A 17,799-nucleotide genomic window follows, 5' to 3' on the forward strand; every position below is an offset into this window, starting at 1 on the left:
TATATGAGGTGCGGGATCATTTGAGGCATGAGTGCGTTCGACGACCTTTACGCCGCCAACGCCACGTTCGCCGAAAGCTTCGGCGCCTCTGAGCTGACCGGCCGCGCGGCCCGTGGGCTGGCCGTGGTCACCTGCATGGACTCCCGTATCGACCCGCTCGGCCTGCTCGGGCTCAAGCCCGGCGACGCCAAGATCCTGCGCAACGCCGGCGCTCGCGTCACCGATGACGTCCTGCGCACTCTGGTGCTGGCCGTTTACCTGCTCGGCGTGGAGCGGGTGCTCGTGATGCCGCACACGGACTGCGGCATGACGAAGGTGACGGACGCCGACGTACACGAGCTCACCCTGGCCCAGGGGGTGGACACCCGCAGCCTGGAGTTCCACACCGTCCCCGACCAGGCCGCCGCGCTCCGCCACGACCTCACCCGGATCGCGAGCACACCGTTCCTGCCTTCGGACATGCCGGTGGCCGGCGCCATCTACGACGTACACACCGGCCGGTTGTCGCCGTACACCGGCTGACCGAGCTGAAGGGCTTCGGTACGGCCCTGAGACGCCATCAGCGCAAGGCAAGAGCCGCAGGCGGTCAAAGGTGACCAAGGCACGCCTTAAACGCCTCACAAGCCCATTGAGGCCCGTCGGCCCCTCCCGTCTCTGGCTTCGTCCCGGCCCTACGCAGAAGCCTCTCGGGCCACGCTGAAGGCCGTTTCGGATCAACCTCTGCCCGAGACCCGATAAATCGCCCCGCCGTCGCGGACGCGGGCCGGCAGATCGGGCGCGTCGAGCCGACCGGGCACGTCGAGCCGACCGGGCACGTCAGGCCGACCGGGCACGTCAGGCCGACCGGGCACGTCGGGCGGACCGGCGAACAGGCGTCCAGCGGACCGGTTCAGGCTGGGCGCCCCCGCCGACCGCTCCAGGCCGGGCAGCGCGGCCCGCGCGTGTCGCGCCGAGCAGCTCGACCTCGCGAGTCAAACCGACCGACCCCGCCGGCGGGTCGCGCCGAGCTGCCCGATCTCACGAGTCGAACCGACCAGCCCCGCCGCGTGAGTCGCGCCGAGCGACTCGACCTCGTGAGTCGATCCGACCGGCCTGGTCGCGTCGGCCGGGTCGGCGGGCGAGCTGCGCGCTCCGCCTTGCTCACCGAGAAACCACCCGGCGCGGGATCAGGCGCCCCCGGCCGAGCCGATCGCGACATCGGGCCGAGCCGATCGCGACGTCGGGCCGAGCCGAACGCCGCCCAGCAGACCTCCCCGGACCGCGGCCCGCGTGAGTCAGGCCAGGGCGACCGGCCGGGCCACGCCGCGGCAGCCCGGCCGATCGATGAGACCGGATGACCCGATGGCGCGGGGTCAGGCGTCGATGTGGTCGCGGTCGACCTCGGCCGCGCTGTTGACGATGAACTCGCGGCGCGGCGCGACCTCGCTGCCCATCAGCAGGTTGAAGATGTGCTCGGCCGCCTCGGCGTCCTCGATGCGGACGCGGCGCAGGATGCGGTGGCGCGGGTCCATCGTGGTCTCGGCGAGCTGGTCGGCGTCCATCTCGCCCAGACCCTTGTAGCGCTGCACCGGGTCCTTCCACCGCTTGCCGCGCCGCTCCAGGTCCCGCAGCACCTTCTGCAGCTCGGCGTCGGAGTAGGTGTAGATGTACTTCTCCTTGCCGCGCCCCGGGTTGATCAGCTCGATGCGGTGCAGCGGCGGCACGGCGGCGAAGACGCGCCCGGCCTCGACCATCGGCCGCATGTAGCGGTGGAAGAGGGTGAGCAGCAGGCAGCGGATGTGGGCGCCGTCGACGTCGGCGTCGGCCATGAGGATGACCTTGCCGTAGCGGGCGGAGTCGATGTCGAACGTGCGCCCGGAACCGGCCCCGACGACCTGGATGATGGCCGCGCACTCGGCGTTTTTGAGCATGTCGCTCACGGACGCCTTCTGGACGTTGAGGATCTTGCCGCGGATCGGCAGCAGCGCCTGGAACTCGGAGTCGCGGGCCAGCTTGGCGGTGCCCAGCGCGGAGTCGCCCTCGACGATGAACAGCTCGCTGCGGTCGACGTCGTCGCTGCGGCAGTCGACCAGCTTGGCGGGCAGCGCGGAGTTTTCCAGCGCGCTCTTGCGCCGCTGGTTGTCGCGGTGCTCGCGGGCGGCGATGCGGGCCTTGGCGGCGGCGACGATCTTCTCCAGCACCGACCTGAGCGGCTGCTTGTAGCCGCGCGGCGGGTTGGTGAACAGCTCTTTCAGCTCGCGCGAGACGACGTGGGAGACGATGCGGCTGGCGGCGGAGGTGCCGAGCACCTCCTTGGTCTGCCCCTCGAACTGCGGCTCGGGCACTCTGACCGTGACCACGCCGGTCAGGCCCTCGGAGATGTCGTCCTTGGTGACGGGGTCGTCGCCGTTCTTGAGCAGGCGGGTCTCGCGCAGGACCTCGTTGATCGTACGGACGAGGCCGCGCTCGAAGCCCGTCAGGTGGGTGCCGCCCTTGGGCGTGGCGATGACGTTGACGAACGAGCGCACGGTGGACTCGTAGCCCTTGCCCCAGCGCAGCGCCACGTCGACGCTCAGCTCGCGCTGGACCTCGGTGGGCGTCATGTGGCCCTGCTCGTCGAGCACGGGCACGGTCTCGTGGAAGTGGCCGACGCCCTGCAGGCGCAGCACGTCACAGAGCGGCTCGTCGCGGGCCAGGAACTCGACGAACTCGGCGATGCCGCCGTCGAAGCGGAACTCCTCTTCGGTGCGCTCTTCGTGCCTGCTGTCGTAGACGGCCAGGGTCAGACCGGGGACCAGGAACGCGGTCTGGCGCAGGCGCACGTGGATCTCGTCGAGGGAGATCTCGGCGTCGGGGAGGAAGATCTGCCTGTCGGCCCAGAAGCGGACGCGGGTGCCGGTGACGTTCTTAGGGATCGTGTCGCCGATGCGCAGGCCGGACTTCTTCTTGAACTTGGCCTTGGGGCCTTCGCCGTCGAAGATGCCGGGGACGCCGCGCCTGAAGCTGATCTCGTGGACCCGCCCGTCGCGGTCGACCTCGACGTCGAGGCGCGCCGACAGGGCGTTGACCACGGAGGCGCCCACGCCGTGGAGGCCGCCGGACGCGGCGTAGGAGCCGCCGCCGAACTTGCCGCCCGCGTGGAGCTTGGTGTAGACGAGCTCGACGCCGGCCAGGCCGGTCTTGGGCTCGATGTCGACGGGGATGCCGCGGCCGTTGTCGCGCACCTCGACCGAGCCGTCGGCGTAGAGCTCGACCTCGATGCGGTCGCAGTAGCCGGCCAACGCCTCGTCGACGCCGTTGTCCACGATCTCCCAGAGGCAGTGCATGAGCCCGCGGCTGTCGGTGGACCCGATGTACATGCCCGGGCGCTTGCGGACGGCCTCGAGACCCTCGAGCACCGACAGGTGACGAGCCGTGTAACCCGCCTCCACTAGCGTCACTTCAGCTCCCCTGGCCTAGTCATCGAACACGTGTGCGTAGCCTACCGTTCTTACCGCACGCGCGCGTACAAGCTTGCCATGGCCGCTCGTTTGCCGTTACCAACGGGCTGATCGTCATTACTTTCGGACACATTCCGCTCTCGGCGTAGCGAGGGGGCGGTTGGGAACGTCCACGTCCGGTTAGATGTTGTTCCAAGTGACTGACGCCAGATCCTCGCTCCGGCGAGGGTGACACGAAAGGCGATACGTGACTGGAGCTCTCGCCCCCGTTAAGCCGCTGACGGCCCTCGACCGCTGCGACCGCTGCGGCGCCCAGGCCTACATTCGCGCGACCCTGCCTGTGGGTGGGGAGCTGCTGTTCTGCGCTCACCATGGGCGTCAGCACATCGCAGCGCTGCGCGAAAAGGGCGCCGACATCGTGGACGAGTCGGCCCGGCTCAGCGAAACCCCTGCAACCGCCCGCAACGACGAGCGCTGATACGGCGCTGGTCGTGTAAGACAACCACATAGAGCGAAACGCACGACGGCGACTCCGGGTCCGCTCGGAGTCGCCGTTGTGCTTTCATCGGTCCGCCACCCGGTGCTCTCCGCCACCACGCGATGACCGTCCGGAGCAGGGCCGGTGCGGCCCGGTCCGCGACCGTGTCGTCCGCGTCCGTGCCGAGGAGAGAAGCCGTCCCGGGCGACCGGAGGCCGCCGGTAGGGCCCGGGACGGGGCTTGGGAGGCCCGGGTGGCGGGCGCGGCCGAGGGACGAAGGCGGCGGCGAGCGGCGTCGTCGGCGCCCGCCGGAGGCCCGGCCCCAGACCGCGCCCGGCACCCGGGAGGCGGGTGGCCTACCGGCCGGTGTAAGGCTCGGGAAGGACGAGCGAGGAATGCACCGGGTTGCCCTGCGTGGGCGGCAGCTCGCTGAGGCTGCGCAGTCTGTCGTCGCGCTTCCTCAGCTCCTCGGCGGTGGTCGGCATGAGGGTGGCGCGGCCCGTGCCCACCAGGTCCTGGTTCGCGGTGACGAAGCCGCGGGTGTCGCGCTCGTACGCGGCGAAGGCCGCCACGTGGTCCCCGTTCGCGCGCGCGAGCGAGAGCGCCAGCATGTACGCGCTGACGAGGGCCGTGCTGGTGCCCTGCCCGGTGAGGAACGACGGCGCGTGCGCGGCGTCGCCGACCAGCGCGAGGCGGCCGCTGGTCCAGCGGGGCATGCGGATCTGCGCGACCGCGTCGAAGAAGACGTCGTCCGCCTTCTGCAGGGCGGCCACCATGTCCGGCACCACCCAGCCGGCGCCGGCGTAGACCTCGCTGATCAGGTCGCGCTGGGCCTGCAGGTCGCCGAAGGCGTGGAACGGCGTCTCCGGCTGGGCCCAGGTGAGCATGGCGTTCACCTCGTTCTTCGCCGCGTAGAAGGCGGCGGCCCGGCCGGGATCGTTCCACATCACGATCTCGTCCTTGAGATCGAGGATGTTGTCCATGGTGTAGATGGCGAAGCAGTAGCCGATGTAGCGGTGGAACGGCTGCTCGGGGCCGAAGACCAGCTCGCGGGTGTGCGAGTGCATGCCGTCCGCGGCGATCACCAGGTCGAAGGTGCGGGCGGTCCCCGACTTGAAGGTGACGTCCACCCCGTGGCCGGTCTCGCTCATGCCGACGATGAAGTCGTTGAAGATGAACTCCACGTCGTCGCGGACCGTCGAGATCAGCGCCTCGGTCAGGTCGCCGCGCCGGATCTCCAGGTCCCGGCCCGCGACGCTGCCGGTGACGGCCTGCGGGCGCAGGGTGGCCACCACGTCGCCGTCGTTCTCCACGAAGGTGCTCCGGTTGACATGGACCTGCACCTCCTGCAGCCAGGGCAGCAGGCCCATGCGCTCGATGACGCCCAGGGCGGTGCCGCGGATGTCGATGGCGTAGCCGCCGCCCCGCGGCGCGGGCGCCTTCTCGACGATGGTGACCTCGTAGCCGTAGCGCTTCAGCCAGTACGCCACGGCGGGACCCGCGATGCTCGCTCCGGAGACCAGGACGGTGCGGGCGGGCGAGACGCGGCCGCCGCCGGATGCATCGGTGAGTGTCATGCCTTGACTCCTTTGTTCATGGTGCGGACGACGAACAGGCACAGCGCCGCGGTCATGCCTGCGATGAAGAAGCCGGTGACGAAGCCGGACTCGGCCTGGCACGTGTGAGCCGGGGGAATCTGAGCGGTGAGGAGCGCGCCGCCGAGCATGCCGCCCACGGCCCCGCCCGTGACGCGGGTCACCAGGATGATGCTGGTGGCGATGCCGGTCTCGTTCTCGGCGACGGAGGAGGCGACGCTGGTCATCATGGCCGTGACGCACAGGCCGTTGGCCAGCGCGATCATCGCCTTGCCGAGCGTGACCTGCCAGATCTCGTCGTGCGCGACGGCCAGGCCGAGCAGGGCGACGGCCATCATGACGGTCGAGACGAAGGTCATCGCGCGCGGGCCGAAGCGCCGCTCGCCGATCCCGCCGAGCGGCCCGGCCAGCGTCGAGGCGACGGCGCCGGGCAGGAGGATCAAGCCGATCGCGCTGGGGGACAGCCCGAAGCCGTATCCGTCGCCTGACACGTCGAGCAGCTGAGGCACGAGGTAGGCGCCGTTGGCGGTGCCGAGGCAGATCACGAACGTCACCACGCACGACTTCCAGACCACGGGGCGGGCCAGCATCCGCAGGTCGATCATGGGCGCGGTGGCGCGGCGTTCGACGGCGATCCACCCGGTCACGAAGGCGGCCAGCACGACGAGCATCACGATGAACGGCAGCGGCTGCGAGACCGCGTCGGCCGCCAGGATCAGCGTGAGCATGAGGGTGCACAGCACGCCGCTGAGCAGCAGCAGGCCGGGCCAGTCGAGGCGCGAGCCGTCGGATGCCCCCGGCGCGTCGGCGGGCAGCAGCTTCTTCGTCAGCAGGGTGACCGCGATGATCACGATGGTGGGCAGCGCGAACATCCAGTGCCGGGAGAGCGACTCCGCCACCGGTCCCGCGACCAGCAGCCCCACCATCGAGCCGCCGACCAGCATCCCGCTGATCAGCCCGATGGCGGCCTTGGCCTCGCCCTGCGGCAGGTGCTTGCGCACCACGATGACCGCCAGGGGCAGCGAGCCCACCATCGCGCCTTGCAGGATCTGGCCGACCAGGAGCACCGGCAGGTTGGGCGCGACGGCGGAGGTCAGGCCGCCTGCCGAGACGATGGCCGTCAGCAGCATCAGGACCCGCTTGCCGCCGTAGCGGTCGCCGAACTTGCCGGCGATCGGGGCGACGAGCGCGCCGGTGACGGCGAGCACGATGTTGAGCAGCGCCCCTTCCGTCGGGGTCATGTTCAGCTCGCGCTGCAGGAGCGGCAGCGTCGGCGCCACGACGGACTCCAGCGAGCCCATGGCGATGGCCAGCAGTGCGAGCGCCGCCACGGCGGCCCTGCTCATGCGGACCGGCGGGGCGGTGGGGGGTGTGGTCATGGGCGTCCTTTCCCTTGGTGCCGGGCGAGATGAGGGCCGGTGGCACGCGGGACGCCCTTGTCCGTACGCGCCACCGGCCGCGCGGACGCGGGGGTGTCCGCCGGAGGGGTGGCTTGTCCTGTCGTGGCCGGCACCGGGTGGGAATCGGACCGGGCGGTGAGGTGGCCGAGAGCGCTGACGGCGAGGACGACGAGCGCCGCCACCGCGACCGCGAAGCCCTCGTGCACCTGGCACAGCGCCGCGCCGGCCGCCGCGCCGAGGATGATCCACGCGACGGCGGCGGCCCGCCGCAACGCGCCTTGGGAGCGGGCGGCGCCCAGCCGGGAGTCGGCGGCGAGCCCGGTGAGTGTGGAGGTGACCACGACGGTGGTGACGTCCTTGACCGCCAGGTGGCGGGCCGTGGCCGCCTGCATCCCCATGGCCAGGGCGAGCGAGGCGGCGATCGCGGGGCGCAGGCCCGGGATGGCGTCCGCCCCTGCGACGACCAGGACGAGCGCCGCCAGGCCCAGGATCAGCGCGACGCCGGTCAGCAGGCCCGTGCACCGGACGTCCCAGCCGGATTCCGCGGTGCGCAGCACCCGCCCGCCCAGCGCGGCGCCGGCGAGGAAGAGCACGAGCGCCACGGCGGGGCCGAGCACCGGCAGGTCCGTGGTGCCCGTGGCGGCCATGCCGAGGATGACCACGTTGCCGGTCATGTTGCCCGCGAACACCTGGTCGAGCCGCAGGTATCCGACGGCGTCCACGACGCCCGTCGCGAAGGTGAGAGCGAGCATCAGGCCGGGAAGCGAGACCCGTCGCGCCATCGTCGCCACGCTGCTCATCGACCCACCGCGTAGCCTTGTGCGCCGCGCGGGTTCGCCGCCGCCCCCAGGACGCCGCTGTCCGGGTCGCGGGTGACGACCGAGAGCCTGCCCTGGCTCCACGGCCCTGAGACGGTGACGTCGTGGCCCCGCCGGCGCAGCTCGTCCACGATCGCCAGGTCCACGCGTCCCTCGATCACCAGCCCGCCCGGCGTCCAGGTGCGCGGCCAGAACGAGCTCGGCACCGCGGTGGTGTGGAACGCGGGCGCGTCGATCGCCTGCTGCGGGTCGAAGCCCAGGGCGAGAGTGCGCACCAGGTAGATGAGCTGCCACTGGTCCTGCTGGTCGCCGCCGGGTGTGCCGAGCGCGGCCACGGGGGCGCCGTCGCGCAGCAGCAGGGTGGGCGTCAGCGTCGTCCGCGGACGGCGGCCGGGCACGAGGCACGAGGGCGCGGCCGGGTCGAGCCACGTCATCTGCAGCCGCGTGCCGAGCGCGAAACCGAGCTCGGGTATGGCCGGGGAGGACTGCAGCCAGCCGCCGGACGGCGTGGCGGAGATCATGTTGCCCCAGCGGTCCACGACGTCGATGTGGCAGGTGTCGCCCCTGGTCTGCCCGGTCTGCTGCACGGTGGGCTCGCCCACGCCGTCGGCCTGCACCTCGGGCCGGCGCGTCTCCAGAGGCGGTACGTACGGCCGCCTGACGCCGATGTCGCCGGGCCGGAACTCGGTGGCGGCGACCGGGCCGATCAGACCGGCGCGTTCCTTGGCGTACTCGGGGGACAGCAGCCGGCCCAGCACCTTCTTGGCGTCCGCCGGGTCCAGGTCCCCGTAGTACGCCTCCCGGTCGGCCATGGCCAGCTTCAGCGCCTCGGTGATGGTGTGGACGCCCTCGGCGGTCGACGGGTCGATCCGCGCGTCGTCGAAGTGGTCGAGCATGGTGAGGGCCTGCAGCAGCATGGGCCCCTGGGACCACAGGCCCGCCTTGGCCACCGTGATCCCGCGGAACCTGGCGGTGACGGCGGGTTCGAGCCAGGGCTCGAAGTCGGCGAAGTCGGCGGCGGTGATGACTCCGGCGTGGTCGGTGCCCGAGGAGTGCCGGTGCGGCACGGCGGCGGCCTCCTCCACGGCGGTCGCCACGAACCCGGAGCGCCAGGCGCGGCGCGCGGACTCGATCCGCGCCCTGCGCGTCATGCCGGTGCCCTCGGCGATCAGCCTGCGCAGGGTGCGGGCGTAGACGGGGTTGGTGAGCATGCTGTACGGGTGCGGGACGCGGCCGCCGGGCATCCACAGCTCGTACGAGGTCGGCCAGTGCTCGCGGAAGAGGTCCTCGACCGTGGCCAGGACGCGGGCGAGCTGGGGCACGACGGGCACGCCGTGCTCGGCGTACTCGATGGCGTAGGCGAGGACCTCGTCGAGCTCCCAGGTGCCCAGCTCGGCCAGCAGCCAGAGCCAGGAGTCGACGGCGCCGGGGACGGCGGCGGCCAGGGCGCCCGCTCCCGGGACGTGGTCGAGCCCCTCGGCGTGGAAGTGCTCGATGGTGGCGGCGCGCGGGGCGTGGCCCTGACCTGCCAGCACGCGCGGGGCCGGGTCGTCGGCGGTGGCCAGCACGGCGACGAGGTCGCCGCCGGGCCCGTTGAGGTGGGGCTCGGCGACGTGGAGGACGAACGCGCCCGCCGTGGCGGCGTCGAAGGCGTTGCCGCCGCGTTCCAGCACGGACTGGGCTGTCGCGGAGGCCAGCCAGTGGGTGGATGCGGACATGCCGAAGAGTCCGCGCAGCGTGGGGCGGGTCTGGTGAGGCGGTGCGTCGGTCGGTGCGTGGTGCTGACCGGCCATGGTGACCTTCCGTTCCGGGGGGCACGGGTGGCTTGGGTACACGCCGGCTCGGCCCCGTGGCGTGCGTACGCGTGGGGGCTCGGGCCGTGAGGGGGGTGGACACGCGGGACGGGGTCACGTGCCGGACCGGGGGTGCGGGGGCGCTCGGGACGCCGTGAATCAGGACGCGTGGTGTGCGGCGTGATGTTCGGCCAGCACGTCGCCGCCGAAGTCGGTCTCCGGGTCCCGCCAGACGGCGTGGGAGTGGTTGGCGCCCCGGTGGACCTTGGTCCACTCGATGAGCAGCCGCGGGCCGTGGAGGCGGTAGTAGTGCGGCGCGCCGGGCTCGGTCGAGCCGGCCCAGGCGAAGTGCACGGCGTCGAGCTGCGCCGGGTCGTCGTAGCGCGACAGCGGGGAGATGCCGTCCTGCACCCGGCCGAGGTAGGTGCCGAGCAGGGCGCGCAGCAGCTCACGCTGCCCGGCGTCGAGCTCGGATGCGGGCACGCCCTTGAGCGGCGGCGTGAGCGACACCGCGCGCCGCTCCTCGTCGTCCAGGAGGGTGTGCGGCTGGTCGGGGCGGTCCGGCACGTTCTGCTCGGGACGCCACAGCTCGCGGCGCTTGATCAGGCGGTCGTCGACCCGGGGGCTGTTGCCCGCCACGACGTCGTACGGCGGCCGCGGCAGCAGGATGGCCTGCCTGGCCGCATCGGGCCCCAGGGAGCGGACCAGTTCGCCGGCCAGGTCCTCGGGCGCTCCCAGCGGGCGCAGCAGCGCACCGCCGAGCAGGGGCGAGGCGGCCGGGTCCGCGCCCATGAACAGGGGCGTACTGGCGGCGACCCGCCCGTCGATCACGAGGAAGTTGACCGAGATGTGGTGGCCGCCGAAGCGCCAGCCCCACGGCTCGGTCCCGCCGGGCTCGCCGAAGACGCGCAGGTAGTACATGCCGGGGTCGCGGGAGCGCTCGCGGCCCCAGTACACCGAGAAGTCCTCGACGCGGTCGAGCACGTTCTCCAGGCCGATGACGGTGGCGACCGTGTTGTACCCGGCCTCCGACAGCCCGCTCGCGAGCAGCCGCATCGCCATGCGGTACTGGGCCGGCCGCTGCTGGGAGAACGTCAGCCCGCCGTGGTCGGTGGGCGTGTAGTACCAGCTGGTGCGTTCGGCCTCGGACGCCTCCCCCGCGCCCGGAACCGGTCCGACACCCAGCTTGCGCTGCTCGGCGTCCAGGGAGTCGATCCACTCCCCGGCCGCCTTGGCCATCTGATCCGCAACCTCGCGGGCCGCGTCACTCATGCTGCATCTCCTTCCGTTTCTGAACGTGCCGGGGTGCGGCGGCGGCGCTCACGCGTCCACCCCTATGAACTCGCGCACCCACCGCGCGATCGTGTCGGGGAACTCCGTCGCGATCGCGTGCCGTCCGCCCTCGATGACCCGCATCCGGGCGTTCGGGATCTCCTTCTCCATCAGCTGCGCGTCGGCGAACGGGGCCAGCCGGTCCTCCGAGCCGTGCACGATGAGGGTCGGCACGGTGATCTCCGGCAGCCGGTCACGGACCTCGTGCTGCTGGATGACCTGCTCGCGGCGGGCGTTCTGCTCGGGGCTGCGCTTGACGAGCACCTTCACCCGGTCGCCCTGCGCGGCCTGGCCTTGGGGGGTGAAGAAGAGGTCGAGCGCCTTGCGCTGCCGCTCCTCGTAACTCATGGACAGCAGCTCGTCGGCCACCCCGCTCTGCATGGCCCAGCTGGGTGCGGTGGCGACCAGGATGAGGGAGGCGATCCGCTCGGGGTGCCGCAGGGCGGCGTGCTGCGCGACGGCGCCGCCGAACGACGTGCCCAGCAGGTGCGCCTGAGGCAGGTCCAGTGCGTCCAGCAGGGCCACGACGTCGTCGGCGAGGTCGGCCATCGTGTACGGATGCGGCGGGTTGACGGTGACGCCCGAGTCGCGCTGGTCGTACGAGATGGCCCGGATGCCCGGGCCGAAGTGGGACCGCAGCGCCGTGAACTGGGTGCGGTCGCTCTCTCCGCCGTGCACGAGCACGAGCGGCACGCCGGACCCGCTCTCGATGACCCCGACCTCGAAGTCACCCGCCCGTACGATTTTCGTCTCGGTGGCGGCGGGTGCGGTCGTGTCGTCCTGTGGTGGCACTGCGGAACCTCCTGGGTGATGGCGTCAGGTCGCGTAGGCCGGATGTCGGCCCGGTGTGCGACAGGCGTTCACCTTCGAGCCGAGACCTGGAAGAACCCCGTTCACGTGGGGGATGGGCTCAAAAGGTTGAGTAGGAGTCTGCGGCGGCGGCCGTGTCCGCCGCGTCATACCGGGGAGCCAAAAGCAGGGATACCGCAGTAGGGGGTGGCGTGCGGGCGTGCTACTCGCCCGGGGTCACCAGCCCGGATTCGTACGCGAAGATCACGGCCTGGGCGCGGTCGCGCAGGTCGAGCTTGGTGAGGATGCGGCTGACGTGGGTCTTGACGGTCTGCTCCGCCAGGATCAGGGTCTGGGCGATCTCCTGGTTCGACTGGCCGCGCGCCACGAGGGTCAGCACCTCGGTCTCGCGTTCTGTCAGCTCTTTCAGCCGCTGCGCGGACTTGCCGCGGGTCAGGGGACGCTGCCTGGCGAACTCCGCGATGAGCCGGCGCGTCACGGACGGGGCGAGCAGCGCGTCTCCCCTGGCGACGATGCGGACCGCCGCGACGAGGTCGCCCGGCTGCGCGTCCTTCAGCAGGAAGCCGCTGGCACCGGCCCGCAGCGCCTCGTAGACGTAGTCGTCGACGTCGAACGTGGTCAGCATGAGCACGCGGGGCCGATGGGTCACCCCCGCCGGGGGCGAGAGCAGCCGGCGGGTGGCCTCCAGGCCGTCCATCACGGGCATCCGCACGTCCATCAGCACGACGTCGGGGCGGGTGCGGCGGCTCAGCTCCACGCCCTGCGCGCCGTCGGACGCCTCGCCCACCACGTCGATGTCGCCCTGCGCGGCCAGCAGTGCCGCGAAACCGGCGCGCACCATGGCCTGGTCGTCGACGATGATGACGCGTGTCGTCACGTGGAGTCCTCTTCGCTCAAGGGCAGCCGAGCGGCCACCCGGAAGCCGCCGTCCGGCAGCGGTCCGAGCTCGAGAGTGCCGCCGACCAGCCGTACCCGCTCGCGCATACCGACCAGCCCGTGCCCGGTGCTGCTCGACTCTAACGGCGCGGCGGGCTGCTGGGGAGGCGGCCCGTTGACGACGAGGACGTTCAGCCGCCCGGCGCCGTCGCCGCCGTCGCCCGGCTCCGGCACCGACAAGGAGACCTGCGTGCGCGCTCCCGGTGCGTGCCGCACGACGTTCGCGAGGGCCTCCTGGACGATCCGGTACGCCGACAGGCCGACGGCGGCGGGCACCTCCACGTCGCAGGGAACGAAGTCCACCGGCACGCCCGCCCGCGCGGTCGCGTCCACGAGCTGCCCGATCTGCGCCAGGCCCGGCTGGGGCGCGAGCTCCTCGTACGTCTCCTCGCTGCTGCGCAGGACGCCGAGGAGGCGCCGCATCTCGCCGAGCGAGTTGCGCGCGGTCGCGGCGATGTTCGTGAACTCCTCCCGCACCTCCGGCGGCAACCGGTCGAGGCGGTATTCGGCGGTGTCGGCCTGGACGGTGATGACGGACATGTGGTGCGCCACCACGTCGTGCAGCTCACGGGCGATCCTGGCCCGCTCCTCCAGCAGCGTCCGCCGGGCGCGCTCGGCCTCGCTGATCGTCTCCTGCTCGACCAGTTTGCGCCGCACCTCGGCGCGTTCCCGCAGCACGCCGCCGATCAGCAGGGCGGCCCCGCCGAGCACGGTGAACAGCAGGTTCCTGGCCTCGACGCCGTGCGGTGTGAAGAACAGCAGCATCACGTTCGCGACCGCCGTGGCCGTCCACACCAGCAGCAGCGTCCGGCCCCGCTCGCTCAGGCCCAGGGCGAGGCAGACCGCGGTGTGGGCGAGGATCACCGTGGACGGGAACGGCCACATCAGCTGCTCAGGGAAGTCCGCGGCGCGCAGGACGAGCGCCCCGGCCACGTCGGCGGTGAACATCATGCCCCAGGCGGGCAGCGGCCGTACGACGGCGAGGAGCAGCGGCGCCACCTGCGTGATGGTCAGCACGGCGCCGACGCCGGCGATCAGGCCGTAGAACTTGGTGAGCAGGATGCCGGTGGCCGGCAGCAGGCAGACGCACAGCGCGAGCGCGGTGACCGCGGGCATCAGCCGTACCCACCGGCGCGACGAGCCCGCGACCACCGCGCGCGGACCGACGACCTTCGAGGTCATGGACACAGCCTAAGACCCGGATTCGGACGGACTCGGGCCGGGACCGGCCTCTCCCCGGTCCGCGGCGGCGCGCGTGCGGCGCAGCGCCCGGCGGCGGGAGCCGACGAGGCCGGTCCCCTCGTGCGGCAGGCCGGGATCGGCGCCCGTGGTCGCCTTCGCGGTGGACGGCGCCGTCTCGTACGGCCGCATGCCTGTCTCCCCCTCGCTCCCGCCTGCCGATCCCTGGGGGGCGAAGGCTAGAGGGGAGGTGGCCGCCGTGTCGTCATACCGGGGAACCTGATCGCGGTGATACCGGGGTAGGGGGTGCGGGTCAGAGAGGGGCCGCGCGGTAGTGGTAGCGGCCCACGGCGGTGAAGCCCTCGCCGCGGTAGAGGGCCTGCGCGCCCGCGTTCCGCGACGTCACCACCAGGTACGCCGGTCCGCCGCCCGCGTGCGCCACCAGCGCTCGCAGCACCGTCCTCGCCAGTCCCCTGCGCCGGGCCTCGGGCAGCGTCGCCATGCAGTAGATGCCGAGCGTGTCGCCCTGCGGGACCGCCCGGCCCACGGCCACCGCCCGGCCGTCCTCCTCGTACGCGGCGTACCAGGCCGGCACGCCGGTGCAGATCCGCTCGGCCGCCGCGATCCCGTCGGCGTACCGGCCGTCCACGGCCCACCAGGTCTCCAGCCAGCCCGGCCAGGGCCGCTCCTGGATCCTGACCTCGGGGGCGGGCTCGCCCTTGGGCGTCCCCGACATGATGAGCGTGGGATCGACCACCTCGTACCCCCGGTGTTCGAGCTCGTCGTCCAGCCCCTGCATGGTCCCAGGACCCACCGAGAACACGCACCGCTGCCCGCGCTCGCGGTAGAAGTCCTCGGCCGCCCGGATCGCCCGGTCCAGATCGGCCGGCCGCTCCAGCGCCAGCACGGAATTCGCCCTCTTGGTCACCCCGCCGGAGTGTCGCAGCAGCCAGCCCTCGTACGCCCGCACCTCATAAGCGGGCCAAGCCTCATGAACGAGCAGGTCGAAATTCACCCGCGCAGCCTAGCGACGGACCTTTCACCCGCGCGCCGGAAGCCCTTGCGGAGCCGGGAGCCCCTCCGGAAAGGTGCCCCGGTAAGGGCCATAGGCTAGGTGACCGTGCTGATCCTGTTGCCGCCGTCCGAAGGCAAGGCGTCGGAGGGCGACGGCCCGCCCGTGGGCGAGCTGTCCTTCCCCTCACTCGGCAAGTCACGCAAGCGGGTGATGAACGCGCTCGTACGCGCCTCCAAGCGCCGCGACGCCCTTGAGGTGCTGGGCCTGACGCCGGGCCTCGCGGGCGAGCTGGACAAGAACCTCGCGCTGGCGACCGCGCCCACCCTGCCCGCCGGCGCCCTCTACACCGGCGTCCTGTACGACAACCTCGGCCTGGCGACTCTGGACGGCGAGGCGCGAGCGCGGGCAGAGGAGAGCCTGCTGATCTTCTCCGGCCTGTGGGGTGTGGTGAAAATCACTGACCGCATCCCGCCCTACCGCCTGTCCATGGGCGTCAGCCTGCCGCCGCTCGGCGGTCTTGCCGCCTTCTGGCGTCCGGGGATCTCCAAGGAGCTCGACCGGCTGCCGGGGCTGGTGGTGGACCTGCGTTCGGCCACGTACGCGGGGGCCTGGCAGCCGGGGTCGCGCTCGGTGACGGTACGTGTGTTCAGGGACGGCAAGGTCGTCAGCCACATGGCCAAGGCCACCCGGGGCGAGATCGCCCGCGCCCTCCTCCACCAGCCCACCCAGCCGTCCACCCCCGACGAGCTGGCGAAACTCCTCGACTCCCTCGGCTACATCACCCGCCTCACCGCTCCGGCCCGCGCCACCCGCCCTTGGGTCCTGGACGTGCACCTGTCGGCCTGAACGCGACCAACCCCTCCGACCGACGAAGGACCCCGGGCGACGCGCCCGGACAGCACGACCCGGCACAGCGCCCCCGGACGGCGTGTCCCGGCACAACGCGCCCGGACGGCGTGTCCCGGCACAGCGTGGAAAGGCCCGAGTGCCGCAGACGCAGGGCCACGGGAGAGGACCCACGGAAGCGGGACCACGAACGCAGCGCCGCAGAAGCAGCGCCGCAGAAGCAGCACTGCGTGAATCAGGGGGGCAGCGGCAGCGCCGCGGAAGTAGGCCCGCCAAGCGGCGCAGCGGAACGCCGAAACGCCCCGCCGGAACCACATTCCGGCGGGGCGTCTGGCACACCCAGGCGGGGCCGCCCGCGCGGGGCCCCGAGGGGAAGGATCAGTCCAGGTAGTCGCGGAGGACCTGCGACCTGGACGGGTGACGCAGCTTCGACATGGTCTTGGACTCGATCTGGCGGATGCGCTCACGGGTGACCCCGTAAACCTTGCCGATCTCGTCCAGCGTCTTGGGCTGGCCGTCGGTGAGGCCGAACCGCATCGACACGACACCCGCCTCGCGCTCCGACAACGTGTCGAGAACCGAGTGCAGCTGCTCCTGCAGCAGCGTGAAGCTGACGGCGTCGGCCGGGACGATGGCCTCGGAGTCCTCGATGAGGTCACCGAACTCGCTGTCGCCCTCCTCGCCCAGCGGGGTGTGGAGGGAGATGGGCTCGCGGCCGTACTTCTGGACCTCGACGACCTTCTCGGGCGTCATGTCCAGCTCCTTGGCCAGCTCTTCCGGCGTGGGCTCACGGCCGAGGTCCTGCAGCATCTGCCGCTGGACGCGGGCCAGCTTGTTGATCACTTCGACCATGTGGACCGGGATGCGGATGGTCCGCGCCTGGTCGGCCATGGCACGCGTGATCGCCTGCCGGATCCACCACGTGGCGTACGTGGAGAACTTGTAGCCCTTGGTGTAGTCGAACTTCTCGACCGCCCGGATGAGGCCCAGGTTGCCTTCCTGGATCAGGTCGAGGAACAGCATGCCGCGCCCGGTGTAGCGCTTGGCCAGCGAGACCACGAGCCGGAGGTTGGCCTCCAGCAGGTGGTTCTTGGCGCGGCGGCCGTCTTCGGCGATCCACTCCAGCTCGGCCTTGACGTCGACCGGCAGGTTTTCGGCCTCGGGACTGCCCAGCTGCTCCTCGGCGAACAGGCCGGCCTCGATGCGCTTGGCCAGCTCGACCTCCTGCTCGGCGTTGAGCAGGGGGACCTTGCCGATCTGCTTGAGGTAGTCCTTGACCGGGTCGGCGGTGGCGCCGGCGGCGGCGACCTGGGCGACCGGCGCGTCATCGTCGTCGTCGGAGAGGATGAGGACCTCGTCCTCGTTCTTCTCGTCGGCGGACCCGGCGGCCTTGGGCGCGTCGTCGTCGTCGGCGTCGTCGTCAGCGTCGGCCTCGGCGTCGTCGTCGGTCACGATCTCGTCGTCGACGTCGATGTCCTCGAGGTCGTCGAGCACTACGTCGCCGTCGAGCTCAAGGTCCTCGTCGTCATCGGCGTCGGCGCGCGGGACGTCGGCCGTCTTGGGCGCCTTGGTCGCCTTGGTCTTGCTCTCGGCAGGCCCAGCGTTCTTCTTCGGCTCGGCCTTCTTGGCGGCGGCGGATGCCGCGGCCTTCTTCGCCGCCGGAGCGGCCTTCTTGGCAGGGGCCGCCTTCTTGGCGGCCGGCTCGGCTTCAGCGGTGCCCACGACCGCGGTCACGGTCTCGGGCTGCTGCTCTTTTGCGGCCGCCGCCGTCTTGGTCTTGACGGGGGCGGCGGTGCGGCGCTTTGCTGGACGAGACTTCTTCGGCGCAGCCGAATCCGCGGCGGTCACCACCACGGTCACGCCCTCTTTGCTGAGGTTCCGCAAGAACGCGGCGGCGTGCGACATGGGGATGTCCGCCTCCTCGAAGGCCTGACGGACATCCTCAGACTCGAGGAAACCCTGCGAGCGCCCACGCTCGAGCAGTCGCTGAATGACGGGCTCGTTCAGCTCTTGTGGCTTCGAGCGAGTCGAACTTGCAGGCGACACGAACACCTCTCGAACGAACGCGTGGCGACTATGGACCCAGATGCCCGCTGGGGGGCTGTTGCCTCTCTCGGAGATCGGTGAGGCCGTGCGGACCGCGACGGACCTGCACAGCATTGTGGCACGACCCCGCGA

Annotated in this window: 14 protein-coding genes; 3 read left to right on the forward strand and 11 right to left on the reverse strand. The window is 71.7% G+C overall.

Features of this window, described 5'->3' with window-relative positions:
* Nucleotides 1-27: 27 nt before the first annotated feature.
* Nucleotides 28-522: a carbonic anhydrase gene (locus ACFMQL_RS04060; protein ID WP_364066937.1), complete on the forward strand. Its 495-nt coding sequence runs from the start codon at nt 28-30 to the stop codon at nt 520-522.
* A gap of 830 nt (nt 523-1,352) precedes the next feature.
* On the opposite strand, the gene ACFMQL_RS04065 is transcribed toward ACFMQL_RS04060, so the two are convergent.
* On the reverse strand, nt 1,353-3,419 hold the full coding sequence (locus ACFMQL_RS04065; protein ID WP_364066939.1) for a DNA topoisomerase IV subunit B: 2,067 nt from the start codon (nt 3,417-3,419) through the stop codon (nt 1,353-1,355).
* A 247-nt stretch (nt 3,420-3,666) separates the two neighbouring features.
* On the opposite strand from ACFMQL_RS04065, the gene ACFMQL_RS04070 reads away from it, so the two are divergent.
* Nucleotides 3,667-3,897: a hypothetical protein gene (locus ACFMQL_RS04070; protein ID WP_364066941.1), complete on the forward strand. Its 231-nt coding sequence runs from the start codon at nt 3,667-3,669 to the stop codon at nt 3,895-3,897.
* A 356-nt stretch (nt 3,898-4,253) separates the two neighbouring features.
* Here the strand turns inward: ACFMQL_RS04070 and ACFMQL_RS04075 are convergent, their stop codons facing one another.
* From ACFMQL_RS04075 to ACFMQL_RS04115, 9 genes are all read right to left on the reverse strand, one after another.
* The gene (locus tag ACFMQL_RS04075) at nt 4,254-5,474 is read right to left on the reverse strand and encodes an FAD-dependent monooxygenase (protein WP_364066943.1); all 1,221 of its coding nucleotides are present in this window, start codon (nt 5,472-5,474) and stop codon (nt 4,254-4,256) included.
* Nucleotides 5,471-6,871, reverse strand: a complete 1,401-nt coding sequence (locus tag ACFMQL_RS04080) for an MFS transporter (RefSeq protein ID WP_378784621.1) — start codon at nt 6,869-6,871, stop codon at nt 5,471-5,473. Before ACFMQL_RS04080 ends, ACFMQL_RS04075 begins: the two co-directional genes overlap by 4 nt.
* A complete protein-coding gene (locus ACFMQL_RS04085) occupies nt 6,868-7,674 on the reverse strand; it encodes a YoaK family protein (RefSeq protein ID WP_378784622.1) in 807 nt (268 codons plus the stop codon). The genes ACFMQL_RS04080 and ACFMQL_RS04085 overlap by 4 nt, the downstream gene beginning before the upstream one ends.
* A gap of 14 nt (nt 7,675-7,688) precedes the next feature.
* Nucleotides 7,689-9,428, reverse strand: coding sequence for a gamma-glutamyltransferase family protein (locus ACFMQL_RS04090; protein ID WP_378784624.1), 1,740 nt, complete (start codon nt 9,426-9,428; stop codon nt 7,689-7,691).
* Nucleotides 9,429-9,662: 234 nt separating this feature from the next.
* Nucleotides 9,663-10,775, reverse strand: coding sequence for a DUF3500 domain-containing protein (locus tag ACFMQL_RS04095; protein WP_364066950.1), 1,113 nt, complete (start codon nt 10,773-10,775; stop codon nt 9,663-9,665).
* 48 nt (nt 10,776-10,823) lie between these two features.
* Nucleotides 10,824-11,627, reverse strand: coding sequence for an alpha/beta hydrolase (locus tag ACFMQL_RS04100; RefSeq protein ID WP_364066952.1), 804 nt, complete (start codon nt 11,625-11,627; stop codon nt 10,824-10,826).
* Nucleotides 11,628-11,847: 220 nt separating this feature from the next.
* Nucleotides 11,848-12,522 (reverse strand): response regulator transcription factor, encoded by a 675-nt coding sequence (locus ACFMQL_RS04105; protein WP_364066954.1) that lies wholly within the window; start codon nt 12,520-12,522, stop codon nt 11,848-11,850.
* Nucleotides 12,519-13,763 (reverse strand): sensor histidine kinase, encoded by a 1,245-nt coding sequence (locus tag ACFMQL_RS04110; RefSeq protein ID WP_364066956.1) that lies wholly within the window; start codon nt 13,761-13,763, stop codon nt 12,519-12,521. The genes ACFMQL_RS04105 and ACFMQL_RS04110 overlap by 4 nt, the downstream gene beginning before the upstream one ends.
* A 310-nt stretch (nt 13,764-14,073) precedes the next feature.
* A complete protein-coding gene (locus ACFMQL_RS04115) occupies nt 14,074-14,775 on the reverse strand; it encodes a GNAT family N-acetyltransferase (RefSeq protein WP_364066957.1) in 702 nt (233 codons plus the stop codon).
* A 105-nt stretch (nt 14,776-14,880) separates the two neighbouring features.
* Here ACFMQL_RS04115 and ACFMQL_RS04120 point away from each other — a divergent pair, with 105 nt between their 5' ends.
* Nucleotides 14,881-15,621 carry a peroxide stress protein YaaA gene (locus ACFMQL_RS04120; protein ID WP_364066958.1) on the forward strand — a complete coding sequence of 247 codons (741 nt, stop codon included), beginning with the start codon at nt 14,881-14,883 and terminating at the stop codon, nt 15,619-15,621.
* A 378-nt stretch (nt 15,622-15,999) separates the two neighbouring features.
* Here ACFMQL_RS04120 and ACFMQL_RS04125 read toward each other — a convergent pair whose 3' ends face one another.
* Entirely contained in the window at nt 16,000-17,667 is a 1,668-nt protein-coding gene (locus ACFMQL_RS04125) for an RNA polymerase sigma factor (protein ID WP_364066960.1), read from the reverse strand.
* Nucleotides 17,668-17,799: the final 132 nt, after the last annotated feature.

The organism is Nonomuraea fastidiosa (genome assembly GCF_042751225.1).
Taxonomy (GTDB): domain Bacteria; phylum Actinomycetota; class Actinomycetes; order Streptosporangiales; family Streptosporangiaceae; genus Nonomuraea; species Nonomuraea fastidiosa.